The sequence below is a fragment of the Lentzea albidocapillata genome (assembly GCF_000719115.1).
GTDB lineage: Bacteria > Actinomycetota > Actinomycetes > Mycobacteriales > Pseudonocardiaceae > Lentzea > Lentzea albidocapillata.
Map to the genome: position 1 here is coordinate 76,156 of NZ_JOEA01000012.1, position 22,074 is coordinate 98,229.

At 68.8% G+C, this 22,074-nt stretch carries 20 protein-coding genes; 8 read left to right on the forward strand and 12 right to left on the reverse strand.

Annotated features, from left to right (window positions below; all coding sequences use genetic code 11):
- Positions 1–14: 14 nt before the first annotated feature.
- The 7 genes from IG04_RS0119220 to IG04_RS0119250 all read right to left on the reverse strand — a co-directional run bounded on the left by IG04_RS0119220 (position 15) and on the right by IG04_RS0119250 (position 6,529).
- A complete protein-coding gene (locus IG04_RS0119220; protein ID WP_030478045.1) occupies positions 15–1,007 on the reverse strand; it encodes a TIGR03842 family LLM class F420-dependent oxidoreductase in 993 nt (330 codons plus the stop codon).
- Positions 1,008–1,022: 15 nt separating this feature from the next.
- Positions 1,023–2,408 carry a dihydropyrimidinase gene (gene hydA, locus IG04_RS0119225; protein ID WP_030478046.1) on the reverse strand — a complete coding sequence of 462 codons (1,386 nt, stop codon included), beginning with the start codon at positions 2,406–2,408 and terminating at the stop codon, positions 1,023–1,025.
- Entirely contained in the window at positions 2,405–3,247 is an 843-nt protein-coding gene (locus tag IG04_RS0119230; RefSeq protein WP_030478047.1) for a nitrilase-related carbon-nitrogen hydrolase, read from the reverse strand. Before IG04_RS0119230 ends, hydA begins: the two co-directional genes overlap by 4 nt.
- A complete protein-coding gene (locus IG04_RS0119235) occupies positions 3,244–4,749 on the reverse strand; it encodes an NCS1 family nucleobase:cation symporter-1 (RefSeq protein ID WP_036015174.1) in 1,506 nt (501 codons plus the stop codon). The genes IG04_RS0119230 and IG04_RS0119235 overlap by 4 nt, the downstream gene beginning before the upstream one ends.
- Positions 4,750–5,146: 397 nt before the next feature.
- Positions 5,147–5,650 (reverse strand): RDD family protein, encoded by a 504-nt coding sequence (locus IG04_RS0119240; RefSeq protein ID WP_030478049.1) that lies wholly within the window; start codon positions 5,648–5,650, stop codon positions 5,147–5,149.
- A gap of 36 nt (positions 5,651–5,686) precedes the next feature.
- Positions 5,687–6,304 (reverse strand): class I SAM-dependent methyltransferase, encoded by a 618-nt coding sequence (locus IG04_RS0119245; protein ID WP_030478050.1) that lies wholly within the window; start codon positions 6,302–6,304, stop codon positions 5,687–5,689.
- 45 nt (positions 6,305–6,349) lie between these two features.
- Positions 6,350–6,529 carry a MerR family transcriptional regulator gene (locus tag IG04_RS0119250; RefSeq protein WP_030478051.1) on the reverse strand — a complete coding sequence of 60 codons (180 nt, stop codon included), beginning with the start codon at positions 6,527–6,529 and terminating at the stop codon, positions 6,350–6,352.
- Positions 6,530–6,675: 146 nt separating this feature from the next.
- Here IG04_RS0119250 and IG04_RS0119255 point away from each other — a divergent pair, with 146 nt between their 5' ends.
- Positions 6,676–7,119, forward strand: coding sequence for a hypothetical protein (locus IG04_RS0119255; protein WP_030478052.1), 444 nt, complete (start codon positions 6,676–6,678; stop codon positions 7,117–7,119).
- Between the two features lie 31 nt (positions 7,120–7,150).
- On the opposite strand, the gene IG04_RS0119260 is transcribed toward IG04_RS0119255, so the two are convergent.
- Positions 7,151–8,743, reverse strand: coding sequence for a PucR family transcriptional regulator (locus IG04_RS0119260; protein ID WP_030478053.1), 1,593 nt, complete (start codon positions 8,741–8,743; stop codon positions 7,151–7,153).
- Between the two features lie 107 nt (positions 8,744–8,850).
- Here IG04_RS0119260 and IG04_RS0119265 point away from each other — a divergent pair, with 107 nt between their 5' ends.
- The gene (locus IG04_RS0119265) at positions 8,851–10,134 is read left to right on the forward strand and encodes an aspartate aminotransferase family protein (protein WP_030478054.1); all 1,284 of its coding nucleotides are present in this window, start codon (positions 8,851–8,853) and stop codon (positions 10,132–10,134) included.
- Positions 10,131–11,630, forward strand: a complete 1,500-nt coding sequence (locus IG04_RS0119270) for a CoA-acylating methylmalonate-semialdehyde dehydrogenase (RefSeq protein ID WP_245816684.1) — start codon at positions 10,131–10,133, stop codon at positions 11,628–11,630. The genes IG04_RS0119265 and IG04_RS0119270 overlap by 4 nt, the downstream gene beginning before the upstream one ends.
- Positions 11,631–11,690: 60 nt before the next feature.
- Here IG04_RS0119270 and IG04_RS0119275 read toward each other — a convergent pair whose 3' ends face one another.
- Positions 11,691–13,748 (reverse strand): elongation factor G-like protein EF-G2, encoded by a 2,058-nt coding sequence (locus IG04_RS0119275; RefSeq protein ID WP_030478056.1) that lies wholly within the window; start codon positions 13,746–13,748, stop codon positions 11,691–11,693.
- A gap of 247 nt (positions 13,749–13,995) precedes the next feature.
- Between IG04_RS0119275 and pdxS the strand changes: the two genes are divergently transcribed.
- Positions 13,996–14,889, forward strand: coding sequence for a pyridoxal 5'-phosphate synthase lyase subunit PdxS (pdxS, locus tag IG04_RS0119280; RefSeq protein ID WP_030478057.1), 894 nt, complete (start codon positions 13,996–13,998; stop codon positions 14,887–14,889).
- Between the two features lie 52 nt (positions 14,890–14,941).
- Here the strand turns inward: pdxS and helR are convergent, their stop codons facing one another.
- Both helR and IG04_RS0119290 read right to left on the reverse strand, forming a co-directional pair.
- Positions 14,942–17,119 (reverse strand): RNA polymerase recycling motor ATPase HelR, encoded by a 2,178-nt coding sequence (gene helR, locus IG04_RS0119285; RefSeq protein ID WP_245816685.1) that lies wholly within the window; start codon positions 17,117–17,119, stop codon positions 14,942–14,944.
- A gap of 134 nt (positions 17,120–17,253) precedes the next feature.
- Positions 17,254–17,808: a helix-turn-helix domain-containing protein gene (locus IG04_RS0119290; RefSeq protein ID WP_030478059.1), complete on the reverse strand. Its 555-nt coding sequence runs from the start codon at positions 17,806–17,808 to the stop codon at positions 17,254–17,256.
- A gap of 58 nt (positions 17,809–17,866) precedes the next feature.
- Here IG04_RS0119290 and IG04_RS0119295 point away from each other — a divergent pair, with 58 nt between their 5' ends.
- Positions 17,867–18,568, forward strand: coding sequence for an AzlC family ABC transporter permease (locus IG04_RS0119295; RefSeq protein WP_030478060.1), 702 nt, complete (start codon positions 17,867–17,869; stop codon positions 18,566–18,568).
- Positions 18,547–18,855, forward strand: coding sequence for an AzlD domain-containing protein (locus IG04_RS0119300; RefSeq protein ID WP_030478061.1), 309 nt, complete (start codon positions 18,547–18,549; stop codon positions 18,853–18,855). The genes IG04_RS0119295 and IG04_RS0119300 overlap by 22 nt, the downstream gene beginning before the upstream one ends.
- 8 nt (positions 18,856–18,863) lie before the next feature.
- On the opposite strand, the gene IG04_RS0119305 is transcribed toward IG04_RS0119300, so the two are convergent.
- The gene (locus IG04_RS0119305) at positions 18,864–19,304 is read right to left on the reverse strand and encodes an Lrp/AsnC family transcriptional regulator (RefSeq protein ID WP_030478062.1); all 441 of its coding nucleotides are present in this window, start codon (positions 19,302–19,304) and stop codon (positions 18,864–18,866) included.
- Between the two features lie 74 nt (positions 19,305–19,378).
- Here IG04_RS0119305 and IG04_RS0119310 point away from each other — a divergent pair, with 74 nt between their 5' ends.
- Both IG04_RS0119310 and IG04_RS0119315 read left to right on the forward strand, forming a co-directional pair.
- On the forward strand, positions 19,379–20,566 hold the full coding sequence (locus IG04_RS0119310) for a trans-sulfuration enzyme family protein (RefSeq protein WP_051770217.1): 1,188 nt from the start codon (positions 19,379–19,381) through the stop codon (positions 20,564–20,566).
- A gap of 138 nt (positions 20,567–20,704) precedes the next feature.
- A complete protein-coding gene (locus IG04_RS0119315) occupies positions 20,705–22,048 on the forward strand; it encodes an amino acid permease (protein ID WP_245816694.1) in 1,344 nt (447 codons plus the stop codon).
- Positions 22,049–22,074 lie beyond the last annotated feature (26 nt).

Consider the following 22,074-nt stretch of genomic DNA (forward strand, 5'->3'; position numbering starts at 1 on the left):
GACCATTATTCCCGCTACACCGCCGGGATGACCGCCGATCCGTACGCGTCGCGCGTCTTGTCCTTCTCGTCGTGCATCAGGTACAGCGCGAAGTTGTCGACGCCGATCTCCTTGAGTTCCTGCAACCGCTCGATGTGCGCCGACTCCGGCCCGACGAGGCAGAAGCGGTCCACGATCGCGTCCGGCACGAAGTCGGTGGAACGGTTGCCCGCCTTGCCGTGGTGGGCGTAGTCGTAGCCCTCGCGGTCCTTGATGTAGTCGGTCAGGGCCTTGGGCACGGCGCCCGAGTCCCCGTACCGCGCGACGAGGTCCGCGACGTGGTTGCCCACCATGCCGCCGAACCACCGCAGCTGGTCGCGCTGGTGGGGTAGGTCCGTGCCCACGTAGGCCGGTGCCGCCACGCACATCGTGATCGCCGCCGGGTCACGCCCGGCGGCCGCCGCGGCCTCGCGGACCGAGCCGATCGTCCAGCGGGCGATGTCCGGGTCGGCGGTCTGCAGGATGAAGCCGTCGGCCTGCTCGCCGACCATCTTCAACGCGCGCGGACCGTACGCGGCCATCCACATCTCGAGCTTTCCGTTGCGCACCCACGGGATCTGCACCGGTGTGCCGTGGTGCTCGACTTCCCGGCCCTCCGCCAGTTCCTTGATCACGTGCATCGCGTCGCCCAGTGTCGCCAGTGTCGCGGGCTTCTGGCCGATCACGCGGCGGGCCGAGTCGCCGCGGCCGATGCCACAGACCGTGCGGTTGCCGAACATGTCGTTCAGCGTCGCGAACAGCGAGGCGGTCACCGACCAGTCGCGGGTCGACGGGTTGGTGACCATCGGGCCGATGACGAGATCGCGGGTGGCCGACAGCACCTGCGAGTAGATGACGAACGGTTCCTGCCACAGCACGCAGGAGTCGAACGTCCAGCCGTAGCGGAAGCCGCAGTCCTCGGCCGCGCGGAGGCCTTCCACCACGTCCCGCGCCGGCGGGTCGGTCTGCAGCACTACACCGAAGTCCACGGGTGACCGCCTTTCTCAGACGAGGTACTGGTTGAGGTCGCGGGAGACGAACCGGCCGTGGCCCGTCGAGCCGTGGTACGCGCCGTCCGCGATGACCTTGCGGCCGCGGGAGAACACGGTGTCGACCTTGCCGGTGACCTCGAAGCCCTCGTAGGCCGAGTAGTCCACGGCCATGTGGTGGGTCTCGGCGGAGATCGTCTGGGAGGCCTTGGGGTCGTAGATCACCACGTCCGCGTCGGCTCCCGGTGCGATCACGCCCTTACGCGGGTACATGCCGAACATGCGCGCGGGAGTCGTGGAGACGATCTCGACCCAGCGTTCGCGGGTGATCTCGCCCTTCACGACGCCCTGGTGCAGCAGGTCGACGCGGTGTTCGACGCCGGGCATGCCGTTGGGGATCTTGGAGAAGTCGCCGACGCCCAGCTGTTTCTGGTCCTTGAAGCAGAACGGGCAGTGGTCGGTGCTCACCACCGAGAGGTCGTTGGTGCGCAGCCCGCGCCACAGCGACGACTGGTGCTCCTTGGGCCGCAACGGAGGCGACGCCACGTACTTCGCGCCTTCGAAGCCCGGCCGTGCCAGGTCCTCCAGCGAGAGGTACAGGTACTGCGGGCACGTCTCGGCGAACACGTTCTGGCCCGTGTCCCGCGCCGCCGTCACGGCGTCGAGTGCCTGCGAGGCCGACAGGTGCACGATGTACAGCGGGGAACCGGTCACCTTCGCGAGCTGGATCGCGCGTGAGGTGGCCTCGCCCTCCAGCTCCGGCGGCCGGGTCAGGCCGTGCTGCACCGGGTCACCCAGTCCCGAGGCCAGCGCCTGCGCGACGAGCTGGTCGATCGCGATGCCGTTCTCCGCGTGCATCATGATCGTGGCGCCGGTCTCGCGCGCCTTCTGCATGGCGCGCAGGATCTCGCCGTCCGTCGCGTAGAAGACGCCGGGGTAGGCCATGAACATCTTGAAGCTGTTCACGCCCGCCGCGATGCACGAGTCCATCTCCTTGAGCGACTCGTCGGTCACGTCGGAGATGATCATGTGGAAGCCGTAGTCGACCGCGCAGTTGCCGTCCGCCTTGCTGTGCCACCTGTCCAGAGTGGACAGGAGGCTGCTTCCCTTGGGCTGCACGGCGAAGTCGACGATCGTGGTGGTGCCGCCCCACGCCGCCGCGGTCGTGCCGGTCTCGAAGGTGTCCGCGGACTGGGTGCCGCCGAACGGCATCTCCATGTGCGTGTGCGCGTCGATGCCGCCGGGGATGACGTACTTCCCCGCCGCGTCGATGACTTCGTCGGCCTGCACCTCGAATCCGGTCGTGACGAGCGCGGCGATGTGCTCGCCGTCGATCAGCACGTCGGCGGCGTGCGAGCCGGTCGCGTTGATGACCAGGCCGTTACGGATCAGAGTGCTCACGGGGTCACCAGGCCCTCGTAGGTGTCGGGACGGCGGTCGCGGTAGAACGCCCACGTGTCACGGACCTCGGTCAGCAGGTCCAGGTCGAGGTCGCGCACCACGAGCTCTTCCTCGGTGTCGGACGCCGCGTCGCCGACGAGCTGCCCGCGCGGCGAGACGAAGTACGTTTGGCCGTAGAACTCGTTGTCACCCAACGGTTCCACGCCCACGCGGTTGATCGCGCCGACGAAGTACTCGTTCGCGACGGCCGCGGCGGGCTGCTCCAGCTTCCACAGGTACTCGCTCAACGAGCGCGACGTCGCGGACGGGTTGAACACGATCTTCGCGCCCGCGAGGCCGAGAGCACGCCAGCCCTCGGGGAAGTGGCGTTCGTAGCAGATGTAGACGCCGATCCGCCCGACCGCCGTGTCGAACACGGGGTAACCGAGGTTGCCGGGCTTGAAGTAGAACTTCTCCCAGAACCCCTTCACCTGCGGGATGTGGTTCTTGCGGTACTTGCCGAGGTACGTGCCGTCCGCGTCGATCACGGCCGCGGTGTTGTAGTAGACGCCCGGCTGTTCCACCTCGTACATCGGCACGATCAGCACGATGTTGTTCTGGGCGGCCACCTCCTGCATCAGCGCCGTCGTCGGGCCGTCCGGGATCGACTCGGTGTAGGAGTAGTAGTCCGCGTCCTGGATCTGGCAGAAGTACGGGCCGTAGAAGAGCTCCTGGAGGCACAGCACCTGCGCGCCTTGAGAAGCGGCAGCACGGATGTGCTCGACCGCGTTCGCGATCATCGACTCCTTGTCGCCCGTCCACTTCTGCTGCACGAGCGCCGCCCGGATGATGTTGCTCACCTGGTCGTCTCCTTTGCCGTGTTGTCCTTCAGAGCGAGGAAGACCAGGAAGCCGGCCGCGAAGCCGACGACCCAGTTGTAGTCGTAGAGCGGCTTGAGGAACGGGATGAGCCCGTCCGCCGGGAACGGCCCGCTGTGGGCGCCACCCACCGCGAGCACCGAGCCCACGAGAGTCGCCACGACAGCACGCCAGTTCCAGCCGCCGTTGAACCAGTACCGTCCGTGTTCCACGTACAGGTCGGCCAGGTCGAGGTGGGTGCGCGAACGGACCCAGTACCCGGCGACGAGAACGCCTGCCACCGCGGCGAGCACACCGCCGTAGAAGCCCAGCCACGCGAAGATGTAGACACGCGGGTCGGAGATCAGCCGCCACGGCATGATCACGACGCCCAGCACGCCGGTGATCAGTCCGCCGACCCGGAAGCTGATGAGTTTCGGCACGGCGTTGGAGAAGTCGTAGGACGGGCTCACGACGTTCGCCGCGAGGTTGGTCGAGATCGTGGCGAGGATGACCATCACGAGTCCGATGACCACCGCGACGGCGTTGTCGAGCCTGGCGGTCAGCGCGACCGGGTCCCAGATCGCCTCACCGAACACCACGACGGTGCCCGACGTCGTGAGCACCGACAGCAGTGCGATGAACGACATCGTGGTCGGCAGTCCGAGGATCTGCCCCCATGCCTGCTTGCGCTGGCCGCCGCCGAACCGGGTGAAGTCCGGCATGTTGAGCGACAGCGTCGCCCAGAACGCGATCATGCCCATCAACGAGGGCGCGAACACCTTCCAGAAGTCGAGACCCCACCCCAGCTTCGACGGTTCGGAGAGGATCGGTCCCAGGCCGCCGGCCCGCGTCAGCACCCAGGCGGTCAGTGCGACCAGGCCGGCCGCCACGAGCGGCGCCGCCCAGTTCTCGAGTACGCGCACCGCTTCCATGCCGCGCCAGATGATCGCCATCTGCAGGGCCCAGAACGCGAAGAAGCTCAGCCAGAGCGTCCACGGCTGGCCGAAGACCTGCGGTGCGGCGGTCCATCCGGTGCCCGCGAGCTTCCCGACGATGATGTGGATCGCCTGACCACCCACCCACGTCTGGATGCCGAACCAGCCGCAGGCGATGAACGCCCGCAGCAACGCTGCGAGGTTGGCGCCGCGGATACCGTAGAACGCTCGTGCGAACACCGGGAACGGAATGCCGTACTTCGTGCCCGCGTGACTGTTCAGCAGCATGGGGACCAGCACGATGATGTTGCCGAGGGTGATCGTGAGGAAGGCCTGCAGCCAGTTCATGCCGATCGCGACGAGTCCGGCGGCGAGCAGGTAGCTGGGGATGTTCGTCGCCATGCCCATCCACAGCGCGAAGAAGTTGTACGTCGTCCATGTCCGCTGCTCGACGGGCACGGGCGCGAGCTCGGGGTTGTAGAACCTGCTGTCCTTGATGGGACCTACGTCGCTCAGTTCGACGCGGCCATCACGTGTGACCTGGGGCGGTGAGGACTCGAATGCCATCGGACAACCCCCTGTTACGCTGCTGAAACAACGTCAACCCGGCCGGATTCCATCCCGGAATCCTGGGTCCGCCGCCGCAGGTCTGGCAGTGTCAGAGTGTCCACGCTTGTCATGATCGGCGCACATTGTGTTCCATGGCGGCCATGGGGATCTCTCGGCGAGCCGTCCTGCTCGGTGGCGCGGGCCTGGCGGGAGCAGCGGGGACGTACGGAGCGCTGACCCCGCGCGGCCGTCGCCTGCTCGGCTGGACGGGCCCCGACGGCGTGGTGCCGTCCGTCGAACCTGTCCCCGTTCAGCCCATGCCTTGGGGTGCGGCGGCTCGACCCGCCCGTGCCGTTCGAGCACGGCGAGCACGATGTCGGTTATTGGCGCCGCGTGCTGCCGGACGCGTTGAGGTTCATCGGGCAGCGACTTTGAGCCGAACCACGGCCGTGCCCGCCTTGCGGTCGTGCCAGGTCCGCGTGCCGCGGAGGTCGAGCGCCTCCACGACGGACAGCACCAGCAGCACGAACCCGCCCACCAGCAGCAACGACGAGAGCCAGCCCGCCGACCCCGGGCCGACGTGCTCGCCGACGACGACCCACGGCTGTTGCCAGCCGAGGCCCGCCATCAGTGCCGGCTCCCGCCAGCCCAGACCGGTCAGCACGAGCACCGCGCCCACGCCCGGCAGCGCGGTCGTCACGAGCGTGCGTGCCAGCACCCGTCTGAGGCCCAGGCCGGACGCGGGGCCCACGACCCGCAGCCCCGTCAGGGCTTTGCCGAGGGTGTTCAGCCGGAGCAGCAGAGCGTCGTACACCGCCGCGCAGAGCACCACCAGCACGGGTTCGTGGACCAACGGCCAGGCCACGACCAGCACCAGGAGCCAGTCGAGCAGACGGGCGATCAGCCGACGAACGAGCATGATTCACGCTAAGGGGCCGACGTCCGTCATAAGTGGTCAGTTCATGGCCAGTTGCCGCACGAACTCCGCGACCCACCTGCCGTTGTCGCGCCTGATGGAACGCGGCGTCAGACCGTCGCCCGCGAACGCCTCGATCTCCGCGGGCGTGAGCGGCCACGGCGGACCGTCCGGTTCGGGACCCTCGTCGCGCGCCACCGCCAGGGCCAGCAGCGTCGAGCCGGTCAGCGACGAGACCCGCCCGGTCGCCTCGGCGTGCAGGGCGACGGGTAGTGCCTGGACCGTCATGTTCTCCACGACGAGGTCGAACGCGCGGTGCCACTCGGCGGGCGGGTCCAGCAGGTCGGCGACCACATAGGAGACAGGGCTCGACGGGTAGCGCTTCTGGACTGCGGCCACGGCGGTGGGGGAGATGTCGAACGCGGTCACCTCGAAGCCCAGCGAGGCCAGGAACTCCGAGTCGCGGCCGTAACCACAGCCCACGACCAATGCACGCTGACCGGTGCCGTCCAGGCCGTCGGCCCACTCGACGAGGTGCGGTTGCGGGTTCGGGATGTCCCACGGGACGGAGGCCCTGCCGGTTTCGGCCTCCGCGTAGAGGTCCTCGAACCAGCCGGTCGGGTTGGCGGCTTGCAGACGTCGGTCATCGGGAAGCATGACCAACTTCTACCCCAGCGAGGACTTTCCCCGGACGAAGTCCGATCAGAACTGTCCCGTTCGGACTTCCTGCGCCCGCTGACGCAGCGATCTCACCTGATAGAAGTGGCGGACGTCGTCCGATGTGTACCGACGGTGACCGGAGGGCGTGTGCCCGGAGGCGGCGACCAGTTCGATCTCGTCGTGGTGGTGCAGCGCGCGGACGGTCGCTTTTGGCCAGGTCACCGCTGCTCCAACGGATCACGCCGGGACCGTCGGACCTCCCGGGGCGTGAGGTTCAAGCCCTGAACACCCGATCGAGCGGGTCAATTCGCGAACCAAACGCGCCGATGAATACGAAGATCGGTCCCCAAACCAGATTGAGGAAAACTGTGTCTCGTTCCGGACTGTTCCGTGCCGCCGCTCTGCTCGCCGCCAGCGCCGCTCCGCTGCTCGCGGGTTCGGCCAGCGCCACCGAGTTGCCGCAGCTGAACACCGGCGTTCCCGAGGTCGGCGCGGACAAGCTGGTCACCGGCGCCACCCAGCTCGCCAACCCGCTCGACGCCGCCAACGCGGTCCAGCTGCCGCACGTCGGCGCGCCCGTGGCCTCCGACCTGCCGGTTCCCGCTCTGCCCGCCGTCGCGCAGGAGCGCTCGGTTCCCAACCCCGTCGCGGCCCAGGTCGGCGAGATCGCCGGGCTGCCGGACCCGCAGGACCTGCCGGGCACCGCGAGCCTCGGCAACCTGCCGTCGCCGTCGCTGTCCGACCTGCCGACCAACAACGTCGTGCCGAACCCGACCGTTCTCTCGGGCACCTTCCCGACGATCAACGGCTGAGTTCACACGTCGAGAATGGGCCCGTGCGCGCTCACGGGCCCATTTCGTGTACCAGCAGGGCGACGTACAACGACAGCACGGACTCCGGGTCCTCCAGCGAGACGCCGAGAACCTGCTCGATCCGCCCCAGCTGCTGGTAGTACGCCGTCCGGGACAGGTGGGCCGCCGCCGCGGCCGCCGACTTGTTGCCGCCGTTCTCGCACAGGCACCGCAGCAGCTCCACGAGCCGGGAGCCCTGGGCCGAGTCGCGTGCCAGCAACGGCCCGAGCTCGCGGTCCGCGAACGCCCGCACGCGTTCGTCCTCGCGCAGCAGGTGCAGGAGCCCGCGCAGCCGCACGTCGTCGAGCCGGTGGTAGAGCTGGGATCCCGGTGCTCGCAACGCCGCTCCGGCCACGTGCGCGGCCTCGCCGAGCGAGCGGCGAACGTCCGTTGTGGACGTCACGGTCGTGCCGACGGCGATGACCACGGAGGACGCCGCCGTCCGGTGGATCTCGCGCGCGACCTTGCGCAGAACCCCTTCCACGCCAATGGTCATCGGCACCGACAGCAGTGCGCGCACCGAGGTGTCGTCGACGACGCCGACCAGCGCCGCGACCGTGACCCGCCGGGCCGCCAGCGCCGTCGCCTCCGCGAGATCACGCAGGACCTCCTGGGTGGCCAGCGTCTGCCCCTGCAGCACGGACACCGGCCGGACCGCGACGCCGATCAGCTGCCGCCGTTCCAGCGGCACCCCCAGCGCGGCCGTCCGCGCGCCCAGGTCCGGTGACTGCGGTGCCTGGCCGAGCAGCTGGGCCAGCAACGTGCGGTGCGTCTGCCGTTCCAGCGACTCCCGGTCGCGCGCCACGAGCCGATGCACCGCCAACGCGGACGCGGCGCGCTCGGCGACCACGACGTGCCGATGCGGTGGCGGCTCGGGCGAGACCATCACGAGCCGGCCCCAGTCCGCGCCGCGCGCCCCGACGATCGTGATCAGCCAGCCCGACTCGGTGTCGTAGGCGGTCCGCTCGGTCACCGTGACGGCCCGCGAGCGCGCCGCCCAGTCGTCCAGCAGCGTCACGGGGTCGTGCCCGGCGGCGTCGTAGGCGAGCACGTCGTGGCCGAGCGTCTCCAGCACGACCGCCAGCCCGGACGTTCGCGCCACCTCGCGCAGCACCTCGGAGGGTTCGGCGCCCGCGACCGTCAGCGCCGTGAACGTCTCGTGCACCTGCTCCGCGGCCCGCAGCTCGGCCAGCTGGGCGTCCACGATCAGCCCCACGACGGCCTCGGTCACGGCCACGTACTTGGTCTCCTCGGTGAGCGTGACCAGCGGCAACCCGTGCCGTTCGGCCTCGGTGACGAGCGCGCCCGGCACGTCGTCACGCCACCGCCGCCCCAGCTCGACGACGAGGCCCGCGCAGCCGACGGCGGCCAGTTCCTCGACGTACCGGGCGAGGCCGGACTCGGGCAGCATCACGCCGGTCGTGAGCACCAGCTCACCGCCGCGCAGCAGCGGCGCGATGTCTGCGATCTCCGCCACATGCACCCATCGCACGCGACGGCCGAGGCCCGCCGCTCCGGCCACCAGACGCGGCTTTCCCTGCCGGATCACCGGCAGAGCGACGACTTCGGCGACCGTCGGGTACATGGACACAACGTAATGCCAACCAGCCGATCCGGGTACAGGTTGTGCATGGCGGCGCACCCGGCGCGCCAGCAGACTCCGAGGCAGGCGTCAGACCCCTGGAGGACGAGATGGCCCACAAGGAGCTGCTGGCACGACACCGCGCGGTCATGCCGAAGTGGCTGGCCCTCTACTACGACGAGCCCATCGAGATCGCGAGCGCCTCCGGGCGCCGCGTGACCGACCGCGAGGGCACGACCTACCTGGACTTCTTCGCCGGCATCCTGACCAACGCCATCGGCTACGACGTCGCGGAGATCAGCGACGCGATCCGGTCGCAGCTCGACACCGGCGTCCTGCACAGCTCCACGCTCTACCTGATCAGGTCGCAGGTCGAGCTGGCCGAGAAGATCGCGGACCTGAGCGGCATCCCGGACGCCAAGGTGTTCTTCACCAACTCCGGCACCGAGGCGAACGAGACCGCGCTGATGCTCGCCACCCAGGCGCGCCGCAGCGAGCAGGTCCTGGCACTGCGCAACAGCTACCACGGCCGTGCGTTCGCCACGATCGCCATCACGGGCAACCGCGGCTGGTCGGCGTCCGCGCTGTCGCCGATCAAGGTCAGCTGGGTGCACGGCGGTTACCGCTACCGCTCGCCGTTCAGGGCGATGGACGACAAGGACTACATCAGGGCCTGCGTCGAGGACCTGCGCGAGATCATCGAGACCACCACGTCCGGCGACGTCGCGTGCATGATCGCCGAGCCGATCCAGGGCGTCGGCGGCTTCACGTCCCCGCCCGACGGCCTGTTCCGCGCGTTCAAGGACGTGCTGGACGAGTACGGGATCCTGTTCATCTCCGACGAGGTGCAGACCGGCTGGGGCCGCACCGGCGAGCACTTCTGGGGCATCCAGGCGCACGACGTCGTGCCGGACGCGATGACGTTCGCCAAGGGCCTCGGCAACGGTCTCGCGATCGGTGGTGTCGTCGCGCGCGGCGACCTGATGGACACGATCAACGCCAACTCGATCTCGACGTTCGGCGGCAACCCGATCTCCACGGCCGGTGCGCTCGCCACCGTCGACTACCTGCTGAGCCACGACCTGCAGGCCAGCGCGGCCAAGCTCGGCTCACGGCTGCTCGGTGGCCTGCGCGAACTGGCCGAGAAGCACCCGGTGATCGGTGACGTGCGCGGCAAGGGCCTGATGGTCGGCGTCGAGTTCGTCGGACCCGAGGGCGAACCGAACGCCGGTGCCGCCGCGACCGTGCTGAGCGAGGCGAAGGCGCGCGGGTTGCTCGTCGGCAAGGGCGGCCTGTACGGCAACGTGATCCGCCTGGCCCCGCCGATGACCCTGACCGAGGACGAGTTGGAAGAGGCTCTCGGGATTCTTACTCTGGCGGTGGAGCGGGCGTGATCAATACCCAGAAGTGGATCAAACACCGCATCAACGGCAAGCCCTGGGACGGCGCTCCGGAACGGCTCGGCGACGTCTACGACCCGACGACCGGCAAGGTCGCCCAGCAGGTCGCCTACGCGTCAGTGTCCGAAGTGGACGCTGCCGTCAACGCCGCCGCGGAAGCGTTTGCGTCGTGGCGCAACGTGTCCCTGGCGCAGCGCTCGACGGTGATGTTCAAGTTCCGCGAGCTGCTGAACGACCGCAAGGGCGACCTCGCGAAGATCGTCTCGGCGGAGCACGGCAAGGTCGTGTCCGACGCGGGCGGCGAGATCCAGCGGGCGCTGGAGTCGGTCGAGTACGCGTGCGGCATCCCGACCCTGCTGAAGGGCGGGTTCAGCGAGAACGCGTCGACCCGCGTCGACGTCTACTCGATCCAGCAACCCGTCGGTGTGGTCGGCGTGATCTCGCCGTTCAACTTCCCGGCGATGGTTCCGCTGTGGTTCGTGCCGACCGCAATCGCTTGCGGCAACACGGTGGTGCTGAAACCGTCCGAAAAGGACCCGTCGGCGGCGATCTTCATCGCCGAGATGTTCGCCGAGGCCGGGCTCCCGGACGGCGTCCTGAACGTCGTGCACGGCGACAAGGTGGCCGTCGACCGGCTCCTGGAACACCCGACGGTGAAGGCGATCTCGTTCGTCGGCTCCACGCCGATCGCCCGCTACGTCTACGAGACCGGCACCGCGCACGGCAAGCGCGTGCAGGCACTCGGTGGTGCCAAGAACCACATGGTCGTCCTGCCCGACGCCGACCTCGACCTGGCCGCGGACGCCGCGGTCTCCGCCGGTTTCGGCTCGGCCGGTGAACGATGCATGGCGATCTCGGTCGTCGTGGCCGTCGGTGAAGTCGGCGACTCACTGGTGTCGAAGATCAAGTCCCGGATCGCCGACGTGCAGGTCGGTTCCGGTGCGTCGTGCGAGATGGGACCGCTGGTCACCGGCGTGCATCGGGACAAGGTCACGTCCTATCTGGACGCCGGCGTCTCCCAGGGCGCCGTCCTCGCGGTCGACGGCCGCGACCACCCGATCGACGGCGACGAGGGCGGGTTCTGGCTCGGCCCGACGCTCTTCGACCACGTCGGCACGGACATGACGATCTACACCGACGAGATCTTCGGCCCGGTCCTCTCGGTCGTCCGCTGCGACACCTACGAGGACGCCGTCGAGATGGTGAACCGCAACCGGTACGGCAACGGCACCGCGATCTTCACCAACGACGGTGGCGCGGCCCGCCGGTTCCAGAACGAGATCGAGGTCGGCATGGTCGGCGTGAACGTGCCGATCCCCGTGCCGGTGGCCTACTACTCGTTCGGTGGCTGGAAGGAATCGCTGTTCGGCGACGCACACGCGTACGGGCCGCACGGCGTGCACTTCTTCACCCGCTCGAAGGTCGTCACGTCGCGCTGGCTCGATCCGTCGCACGGCGGCGTGAACCTCGGGTTCCCGCAGAACACGTAGCTGTACCGGGGTTTGCAAGTACCGCCGACTTCGAGCCGGTGGTACTTGCAGACGCCCTGACTACCTTGCCGCGCGAGCCGCCAGCGCCTCCGGCAGCGGGTCGTACCGGGAGAAGTGACGGGTGAACGTGCCGGTCCCGGACGTCAGCGACCGCAGTTCGACCGCGTACCGCAGCAACTCGGACGACGGCACCTCGGCACGGATCACCGTGCGCCCGCCCTCGTCCGCCTCGGTCCCGAGCACCCGCCCGCGCCGTCCGGACAGATCGCCCAGCACGGTGCCCAGGTGTTCGTCGGGCAGCCGGATCATGACCTCGTCCATGGGCTCCAGCAACTGGGTCCGGGCAGCGGACGCGGCCTCCTTCAGCGCCAGCGCACCGGCAGTCTGGAAGGCCGCGTCCGACGAGTCGACAGAGTGCGCCTTGCCGTCCACGAGCGTCACCCGGACGTCGACGACAGGGGTGCCGTCGTGCAGGCCTCGCTCCAGCTGTGCGCGCACACCCTTCTCGACGGAGGGGATGAACTGGTGGGGGACCGAGCCACCGACGATCTTGTCCACGAACTCGAAGCCGGTGCCGCGGGGGAGCGGTTCGACCACGATGTCGCACACCGCGTACTGGCCATGACCTCCAGATTGCTTGACGTGCCGGCCGTGGCCTTTCGCGGGCCCGGCAAAGGTTTCACGGAACGCGACGCGCACCGGTTCGGTGTCGATCTCCGCGCCGCCGGCCCGCAGCCGGGCCAGCACGACGTCGGCGTGCGCCTCGCCCATGCACCACAGGACCATCTGGTGCGTCTCGGCGTTGCGGTCCAGGCGCAGTGTCGGGTCGCTCGCGACGAGGCGGTTCAGGTTGCGGGCCAGGTTGTCCTCGTCGCTGCGGGTGCGCGGCACGACAGCGATGGGCAGCAACGGTTCCGGCATGTTCCACGGCGCCATGAGCAGCGGCTGTTCGGGCGCGGACACGGTGTCGCCGGTCTCGGCGGTGGTCAGTTTCGTCAACGCGCACAGGTCGCCGGCGACGCAGTAGGGGACCTCGCGCAGCGACGAGCCCAGCGGCGAGTAGATGTGGGCCACGCGTTCGTCGGCGTCGTGGTCCTCGTGGCCGCGGTCGGCCATGCCGTGGCCGGAGACGTGCACGGGCCGTTCGGGGCGCAGGGTGCCGGAGAAGACGCGGACCAGCGACACGCGGCCGACGTAGGAGTCCACTGCGGTGCGGACCACCTCGGCGACGAGTGGCCCGTCCGGGTCGGCGGCCAGGCGGGGCTGCGGGATGCCGTCCACCGACGTCACGGACGGAAGCTCGTGCTCCAGCGGTGACGGGAAGGCGCGCGCGATGCCGTCCATCAGCTCCACCAGGCCCATGCCGGTTGCGGCGCACACGGGCATCACGGGGTGGAACGAGCCGCGCGTGACGGCGGTCTCCAGATCGGCGATCAGCGTGTCCTGGTCGATCTCCTCGCCCGCCAGGTAGCGGTCCATGAGGGTCTCGTCCTCGCTCTCGGCGATGATTCCCTCGATCAACGCCGCGCGCTCGTCCGGGTAGTTCTCACCGGACGTCAGCAGCCCGACGAGTGAGTCGCCCTCCTGCATGTACAACGGCACGACGCCCGGGCCGAACGCCGCCTGGCACTCGATGACCTCGTTGCCGAAGTTCGCACGGTGGTGGTCGGTGCGTGTGATGACGACGGCGCGAGGCATGCCGACGAGAGCGCACTCCTCCCACAACGAGATGGTGGCCGCGTCGACGCCTTCGAAAGCGTTGACAACAAAAAGGGCCGCGTCCGCGGCCCGAAGTCCTGCCCTGAGCTCACCCACGAAGTCGACGTATCCGGGGGTGTCGATCAGGTTGATCTTGATGTCCCCGTGCTGGATCGGAGCCACGGCGAGGCCTACCGATCGTTGTTGTCGCACGGCCGCCGGGTCGTGGTCGCAGACCGTGGTGCCCTCGGTGACCGATCCCGCGCGGGTCAGGACACCGGTGGCGGCGAGCAGGGCCTCAGTGAGCGTCGTCTTGCCCGCCCCGGAGGGCCCCACGAGCACGACGTTGCGGACCTTGGCCGGGTCGTCCACAGCGACCGCGCCTGCCGATGTGCCGTTGTCGGAGTGCTTGCTTCCCATGGCGACCTCCGTCAAGTCGTAGTGTTCGATCTCACACCCGTTCACCTCCCGGGACAACCCCGCTGGCCCGATCGGATGCCCGCCGCCTCGCGAACATGTTTCACGGACTTGCCCAGTGATGAGGCTCACGACCTGCGGCTGATCGGAAAGTGGCCTTCTGGATCGCGGCTCCAGTGGCTTGGGCGAGAGGGCCACAGCGGACGTACGGTGAGTTCACCAAGACTTCCCCTCGTGAAAGGTCACCCCGGTGAGCACTGATCAGGTCACGGGCACCGCCCGCGTCAAGCGCGGCATGGCCGAGATGCTCAAGGGCGGCGTCATCATGGACGTGGTCGACGCCACCCAGGCGAAGATCGCGGAGGACGCGGGCGCCGTCGCCGTCATGGCCCTCGAGCGCGTGCCCGCCGACATCCGCTCCCAGGGCGGCGTCGCGCGCATGAGCGACCCCGACCTGATCGACGGGATCATCAACGCCGTCTCGATCCCGGTCATGGCGAAGGCCCGCATCGGCCACTTCGTCGAGGCCCAGGTCCTCGCGTCGCTCGGTGTCGACTATATCGACGAGTCCGAGGTGCTGACCCCGGCCGACTACGCCAACCACATCGACAAGTGGGCGTTCACCGTTCCCTTCGTCTGTGGCGCGACGAACCTGGGTGAGGCGCTGCGCCGCATCACCGAGGGCGCGGCCATGATCCGCTCCAAGGGCGAGGCCGGCACCGGTGACGTCTCGAACGCCACCACGCACATGCGCAAGATCCGCCAGGAGATCCGCCGCCTGCAGAACCTCCCCGAGGACGAGCTCTACGTCGCCGCCAAGGAGCTCCAGGCGCCGTACGAGCTGGTCAAGGAGATCGCGCAGAACGGCAAGCTCCCCGTCGTGCTGTTCACCGCGGGCGGCATCGCCACCCCGGCCGACGCCGCGATGATGATGCAGCTCGGCGCCGAGGGCGTGTTCGTCGGTTCCGGCATCTTCAAGTCTGGCAACCCGGTCCAGCGCGCCGAGGCCATCGTGAAGGCCACCACCTTCCACGACGACCCCGACGTCATCGCCAAGGTCTCGCGCGGCCTGGGTGAGGCCATGGTCGGCATCAATGTCGACGAGATCCCGGAGCCGCACCGCCTCTCCGAGCGCGGCTGGTAGACAGAGCCCCGAACCGAAGGCGCACCGCACGAAGCGGTGCGCCTTCGTCGTTTCAGCTCGTCGTGCCCACGCTTTCCACGAGACCGGACAGAGCGGCGGGCAACGCCTCGTGGTGCAGCACGCCGAGCCGTTGCGTGGCACGGGTCAGCGCCACGTACAGCTCCGCCGCACCGCGCGGCCCTCCGGCCAGGATCCGTTCCGGCGCGACGACGAGCACCGAGTCGTACTCCAGGCCCTTGGTCTCGGCGGCGGGCACCGTGCCGGGCACGCCGGGCAGCCCGATCACCACGCTCGTTCCCTCGAACTCCGCCTCCTGCTTGGTGAACTCCTCGATGGCGCCGGCCAGCTCCTCCTCGGTCACCAGTCGTGCCCAGGGCTGAACGCCGTTGGCGCGCACCGAATCGGGAGCCTTCACGTCCGGCGCGAACTCGGCCAGCACCCGTGCCGCGACGGCCATGATCTCCGCGGGCGTGCGGTAGTTGACCGTCAGCGACCGGTACTCCCAGCGTCCCGGCACGTACGGGTCGAGCATCTGGCCCCACGACGTGGCACCCGCCGCCGCGCGACGCTGCGCCAGGTCGCCCACCACCGTGAAGGAACGGCCCGGGCAGCGGCGCATCAGCACGCGCCAGTCCATTTCGGACAGTTCCTGCGCCTCGTCCACCACCACGTGCCGGTAGGTCCAGGCGCGGTCCGCCAGCGCTCGTTCCGCGAGCGTGCGCTGGTCGTGGTCCTCGAAGCGCTCGGCCAGGTCCTCGGCGAACAACATGTCCGAGGCGAAGAGGTGGTCCTCGTCGTCCATGTGGTCGAAGCGGCCGACCATGCTGTCGAGCACCTCGGCCGCGTACCGGGCCTCGGCCCGGCGTTCCGCCGCCGCGGCCTGGTCGTCGGCCTGCTCGGTGCCGTCCTTGCCCAGCAGGTCGTGCAGCTCGTCGAGCAACGGCACGTCCGAGATCGTCCAGGGCTCGCCCTCGGCGCGCAGCAGCGACGGGTCCGCACCCGCAGCCGCGAGTGCCTCGGCCGACGAGTACAGCTCGCCCAGCAGTTCGAACGGCGTCATGATCGGCCACAGGAAGTCCAGCGCCGCGACGAAGCTCTCGTCGTCGTCGAGGTCCTTGACCAGGCCGGACCGCATGTCCTCCCAGGCCTGCTTGTCCGACCGGGACATCCAGCCCTTGCCGATCCGGCCGATCGCCCGCTCGGTGAGGACGTACGTGACGATCTCGCGGAACACCGCGCGGGCCTCGTTGTGCGGCAGGCCGCTGTCGCGCGCCTCCTGACGGGCCCACTCGGCGACGTCCGCGCCGATCTGCACGACGACGTCCTTCATGCCGATGGGAATCGGCTCGGCGGGAACGCGCTGCCGGGCCCCGACGGCCGCCTTCAGCACGTCGACCATCGCGCGCGAACCCTTGAGCCGCGCGACGTCCGGAGCGTCCTCGGCGGTCGCGACCAGACCCGGCAGCAGGCTGCCCGCGGTCGAGAACACGACGTCCGACTCGCCCAGCGACGGCAGCACGCGGCCGATGTGGTTGAGGAACGCGGGGTTCGGGCCGACGACGAGCACGCCGTGCCGTTCCATGCGCTCTCGTTGGGTGTACATCAGGTACGCGACGCGGTGCAGCGCCACGACCGTCTTGCCGGTGCCGGGGCCACCCTCGATCACCAGCACGCCGGGGTGGTCCAGCCGGATGATCGCGTCCTGCTCGGACTGGATGGTCGCGACGATGTCGCGCATGCCCTCGCCACGCGGCGCGTTCAACGCCTCCAGCAGGGCCACGTCGCCCTGCTCCTCGCCGAGCTTGCCGAACACCTCGTCGGTGAAACCGGTCACGGTGCGGCGGCGGGTGAGGAACTGACGGCGCCGGAGCATGCCCTCAGGCGTGGCCCCGGTGGCGGTGTAGAACGGCCGCGCCGCCGGTGCCCGCCAGTCGAGCAGCGCCGGTTCGAACTCGTTCTCCTCGTCGAACAGCCCGATGCGGCCGATGTAGGAACGGTCGCCGTCGACGCTGTCCAACCGGCCGAAGCACAGGCCGTAGTCGGCCACGTTCAGGCGCTTCATCTCGCGGTGCCGGGCGCGCACCTCGTTGTCACGGTCCATCGCGGTCTCGCCGGTGCCACCCAGCGCCGACAGGTACGCGGCCTTCACGCGCGCGCGTTCCCCATCGAGCCGTGCGTAGAGCTCGGCTACGTACTCACGCTCGGACTGCAGTTCTTCTTCGTAACCCACGTGCTCCCCAGTGCGCCTGTGTTCTGGCTGAGGCGATGAGTGTGAACGATGCACGGGGCCTTGTGGCAAGGCCCCCTGTCTGCTATACGGTTAAGTGGGAAGAATCGCACCGCGAGCCGGTGAAGCCGCCTTGGCTAGACGGTGTGCTCCATGACCATCATCGCGGTCGTACCCGGCTCCAGCGCCTTGCAGATGTGCGGCACGTCGCCGGGATAGACGATGTAGTCACCGGGCCCGAGCTCGACCGGGTCTTCGGCGAGGCCCGCCAGGCAGCGGCCGGTCGCCACGATCATGTGCTCGATGCTGCCCGGCACGTGGGGCAGTGACTCGCGGGCGCCGCCCGGTTCGAGGGCCAGCCAGTAGATGTCGTGCTTGGTGCCCGGACGGCACGCGGCCAGCAGTGTCGCCGAGTAGTGCGCGCGTTCGGAGTGGATGACCGGGCCCTCGCCCGCGCGGATCACCTGCACGCGCGGCACGGCGGGTTCGACGAGCTGGCTGAACGGGACCCCCAGCGCCACGCCCAGTGCCCACAGGGTCTCCACGCTGGGGTTTCCGGCGCCGGACTCCAGTTGCGAGAGCGTCGACTTCGCCACGCCGGCCTTCTTGGCGACCTCGGAGAGCGACATGCCGGTGCGATCGCGCTCCCGGCGGAGGTTGGCCGCGATGAGGTCGAGTGGTGCGTTCGACACAGAAGTCCATCCGTTCGTCTTGACGAACACCAGTCCCAGGTGTTCATCTTAATGGGTGGTGCGTTCGATCTGGCGAACTCTTGATGCTGTGCTCCTGCGTGACGTGGCCGCAGTCGCACTCGGTGCCGCGGTGACCGGTGCCTCGTTCGGTGCGATCTCGGTCGGCTCCGGCCTGCCGTGGTGGATGCCGGTGCTGATGTCGCTGGTGATCTTCGCGGGCGGGTCGCAGTTCATGGCTGTGGGCATTGTCGCCGCTGGTGGCAGCCCTGCCGCGGCGGTGCTGGCCGGGCTCGTGCTCAACGCGCGGCACCTGCCGTTCGGGCTGGCGATCGGGGACGTGCTGGGCAGGAGCCCGCTCGCCCGGATCGTCGGCAGCCACCTGCTGATCGACGAGTCCACGGCGTTCGCGATGTCGCAGAAGGACCCCGCGAGAGCGCGTGCGGCCTACTGGGCGTGCGGCGTGTCGCTGTTCTTCAGCTGGAACACGGGCGTGCTCATCGGTGCGCTCGTGGGGCAGGCGATCGGCGACCCGATGACGTTCGGGCTGGACGCGGCGTTCCCGGCGGCCCTGCTGGCGCTCACGCTGCCGGCGCTCAAGGACGCGGCTACGCGCAACGCAGCACTCGTGGGTGCGGCTATAGCGCTCGCTACGACGCCGTTCCTGCCTGCGGGTGTGCCGGTGCTGCTTGCGCTCGCCGGACTGTTCGCGTTTCGCACCACTAAGAAGAAGGAGGAGCCGTGCCCGTCACCGCAGTTTTGATCCTGGCCGCCGGCACCTTCGCCATCCGGTTCGCCGGACCGTTGTTGCGCGACCGCGTGACCCTGCCGGATCGGGTGCGCGAACTGATGTCGGCGTCCGCGACGGTGTTGCTGCTGGCACTGGTGGCGGTCTCGGCGTTGACGAACGGCAAGCAGTTCGGCGGCTGGGCACTCGCCATCGGAGTTGCGGTCGGCGGCATTGCGGCGTGGCGGAAACTGCCTTTCGTCGCTGTCATCGTGCTGGCCGCGGTGACTACGGCGGGACTGAGGTTCATCGGCGTGGCTTGAGCAGCCGATCAATGCTTCCTGACGTGCGAGAAAAGCAGGTTTGTATGAACCTCCGTCACCTCTCGGCGGCTCGTGAACTTGTCGAGCACGAGTCGTTGGAGATGGCCGACGTCCGATACCGCGACGTGCACCAGGAAATCTTCTGGACCCGTCACGTGTGAGAGCGCGAGCGTTTCGGGGAGCGACAGCACGTATGCCATGAACGGGTCGACGATTTCCTTGGTGTGCGGGCGGATCTTCACCGCGAGCATCGCCTGGACGTGCTGCCCGACCGCGCCGGGATCGATCTCGGCGTGGTAGCCGGTGATCACGCCGCGCTCCCGCAGCGCCCGGTGCCGGACCACCGCCGTGGACTGCGCGACGTTGACGCGTTCGGCCAGGTCCTTGTTCTGCAGCCGCGCGTCCTTCCGCAGCTCCCGCACGATGGCCTCGTCGATCGAATCCAGCACGGCTCTTCTCCGTTCCACCGAATCAGCTGCGGTCTTGCGCCCACTATGCCGAGGCAGTCTTCACCATTCGGGCCATGACGCGCATCGAGACCATCGCAGTGCACGGCGGCCGCGACGACCTCGCGGAGCTCGGCGTGCACGCTCCCCCCATCGACCTGTCCACCACCTACCCCGTGCCTGACCAGGCGCTCGGCGGGGAAGCGCTGGGTGAGTGGGCCACCGGCGCCGCGCGGGCCGGCTCGCCCGTCTACGCGCGGCTGCACAACCCGACGGTGGCCCGGTTCGAGCAGGCGCTCGCGGCTCTCGAGCACACCGAGACGTCCGTGGCGTTCGGCAGCGGCATGGCAGCGGTGACCGCCGTGATCCAGGCCGCCTGCGTGATGGCGGGAAAACCGCACGTCGTAGCCGTGCGGCCGTTGTACGGCGGCACCGACCACCTGCTGTCGTCCGGTCTCCTGGGCGTCACGACGACGTACGTCGAAGCGGGCCTGGTGTCCTCCGCGATCCGGCCGGACACCGGGCTCGTGGTCGTCGAGACCCCGGCCAACCCCAACCTGGACCTCGTCGACATCGAGCACGTCGTGCGCCAGGCCGGCTCCGTGCCGGTGATGGTCGACAACACCTTCGCGACGCCGATCCTGCAGAACCCGGTGCTGCACGGCGCCTCCTACGTGCTGCACTCCGGGACCAAGTACCTCGGCGGGCACGGTGACGTGCTCGGCGGCGTCGTGGCCTGCTCCGAGTCGCTCGCGGCGGCGTTGCGGCAGGTCAGGATCATCACGGGCGCCGTCCTGCACCCCCTGGGCGGCTACCTGCTGCACCGCGGGCTGGCGACCCTGCCGTTGCGCGTCGAGGCGGCGTCCCGTTCGGCGGCGGTGCTGGCTTCGCGGCTGGCCGAGCACGACGCCGTGGAGTTCGTGCGCTACCCGTCCAGGTCACGGCAGATGCGCGGAACAGGCGCGATGATCGCGTTCGGTGTGCACGGCGATCCCGTCGAGGTGGTGCGGAAGCTGAAGCTCATCACGCCGGCCGTCTCATTGGGTTCGGTCGACACACTTATCGAGCACCCCTCGGCTTTGACGCACCGCCTGGTTCCCGGAGAAGAACTGCGTGCTTCTGGCGTTCCGGACAATTTGCTGCGCATTTCGGTGGGTCTCGAGCACGTAGAGGACATTTGGGACGACCTAAACGCAGCGCTCTGTGACGTCGCTTACGTTAAGTCTTCCCCAGGTGATTTCTTGGTGATGACCGCCACTCGCTAGGGTTCCCCGAATCAGCGCGTCGGGGCGCGGGAGGTTCCGACGCGAGCATTTTTCCGTTTCGGAAGGAACCTCCTCGTGAGTTCTGTGGAAACTGATGCGGACGGCTACACCAAGGCGCTGAGCAAGCGCCAGGTGCAGATGATCGCAATCGGTGGCGCGATCGGCGTCGGCCTTTTCCTGGGTGCGGGTGGACGCCTCGCCACAGCGGGGCCGTCGCTGATCCTGTCTTATGCGGTGTGCGGCCTCGCGGCGTTCTTCGTCATGCGCGCGCTGGGCGAACTTGTGCTTCACAGGCCCGTGTCCGGCAGCTTCGTCGAGTACGCCCGCGAGTTCATCGGCCCGTGGGCCGGTTTCACCTCGGGCTGGCTCTACTGGCTGAACTGGGCGATGACAGGCATCGCCGAGATCACCGCCATCGCGATCTACATGCACAAGTGGTTCCCCGACCTGCCGCAGTGGATCACCGCGCTGGTCGCACTGGTCGTGCTCGTCGCCATCAACATGCTGTCGGTCAAGCTCTTCGGTGAGCTGGAGTTCTGGTTCTCGGTCATCAAGGTGACCGCGATCGTGGTCTTCCTGGTGGTAGGTGCCGGTCTGGTCATCGGCAACGCCGACATCGGCGGTACGACGGCCTCGGTCTCGAACACCCTCGGCCACGGCGGCCTGTTCCCGGCAGGCGTCGGCATCGCCCTCATGACGTTGCAGGCCGTCGTCTTCGCCTACGCGGCCATCGAACTCGTGGGTATCGCCGCCGGTGAGACCAAGGACCCCGAAAAGGTCATGCCGCGCGCCATCAACGGCGTGGTCTACCGCATCGCGATCTTCTACGTCGGTTCGGTGCTGCTGCTGACGATGTTGTTGCCGTGGGACCACTTCACCGGCACCGAGTCGCCGTTCGTGACCGTGTTCTCGGCGCTGGGCATCCCGGTGGTCGGCGACATCATGAACGCCGTCGTGCTGACGGCCGCACTGTCCTCCTGCAACTCGGGTCTCTACTCGACCGGCCGCATCCTGAGGTCGCTGGCGCAGAAGGGCGAGGCGCCCGCGGTCACCGGTCGCATGAACTCCCGGCACGTGCCTTACGGCGGCATCCTCTTCACCGGTGTCGCCTACCTCTTCGGCGTGGTGCTCAACTACATCGTGCCGAAGGAGGCGTTCGACATCGCGATCGCCGTCGCGTCGCTGGGTGTCGTGTCGACCTGGGCCACGTTGATCATCTGTCAGCTGCGGTTGCGCAGGAAGGCCTTGGCGGGAGAGATCCAGCGGCCCTCCTATCGGATGCCCGGAGCGCCTTACACCTCGTACGGAACGCTGGCGTTCCTCGCGTTGGTGATCGGGCAGATGGCGTTCGCGGGGACGGCCGAGAAGATCGCGTTCTGGTCGATTCCGGTGCTGGCACTGGTGTTGTTCCTCGGGTGGCGCTTCGTGAAGTCGCGTCAGCCGGTCGGTCCGGCGCAGGAGCGGCTGATCTCCGTCGACTGACCCGGCGTCGCCCGGAGGGCTGCGCA

Bases quoted from the DNA above. Each gene is read 5' to 3' on its own strand.
- IG04_RS0119235 (WP_036015174.1), bottom strand. From the start codon at position 4,749: ATGGCATTCGAGTCCTCACCGCCCCAGGTCACACGTGATGGCCGCGTC.
- IG04_RS0119240 (WP_030478049.1), bottom strand. From the start codon at position 5,650: ATGCTCGTTCGTCGGCTGATCGCCCGTCTGCTCGACTGGCTCCTGGTG.
- IG04_RS0119245 (WP_030478050.1), bottom strand. From the start codon at position 6,304: ATGCTTCCCGATGACCGACGTCTGCAAGCCGCCAACCCGACCGGCTGG.
- IG04_RS0119260 (WP_030478053.1), bottom strand. From the start codon at position 8,743: ATGTACCCGACGGTCGCCGAAGTCGTCGCTCTGCCGGTGATCCGGCAG.
- IG04_RS0119265 (WP_030478054.1), top strand. From the start codon at position 8,851: ATGGCCCACAAGGAGCTGCTGGCACGACACCGCGCGGTCATGCCGAAG.
- IG04_RS0119275 (WP_030478056.1), bottom strand. From the start codon at position 13,748: ATGGGAAGCAAGCACTCCGACAACGGCACATCGGCAGGCGCGGTCGCT.
- IG04_RS0119310 (WP_051770217.1), top strand. From the start codon at position 19,379: ATGACGCGCATCGAGACCATCGCAGTGCACGGCGGCCGCGACGACCTC.
- IG04_RS0119315 (WP_245816694.1), top strand. From the start codon at position 20,705: ATGATCGCAATCGGTGGCGCGATCGGCGTCGGCCTTTTCCTGGGTGCG.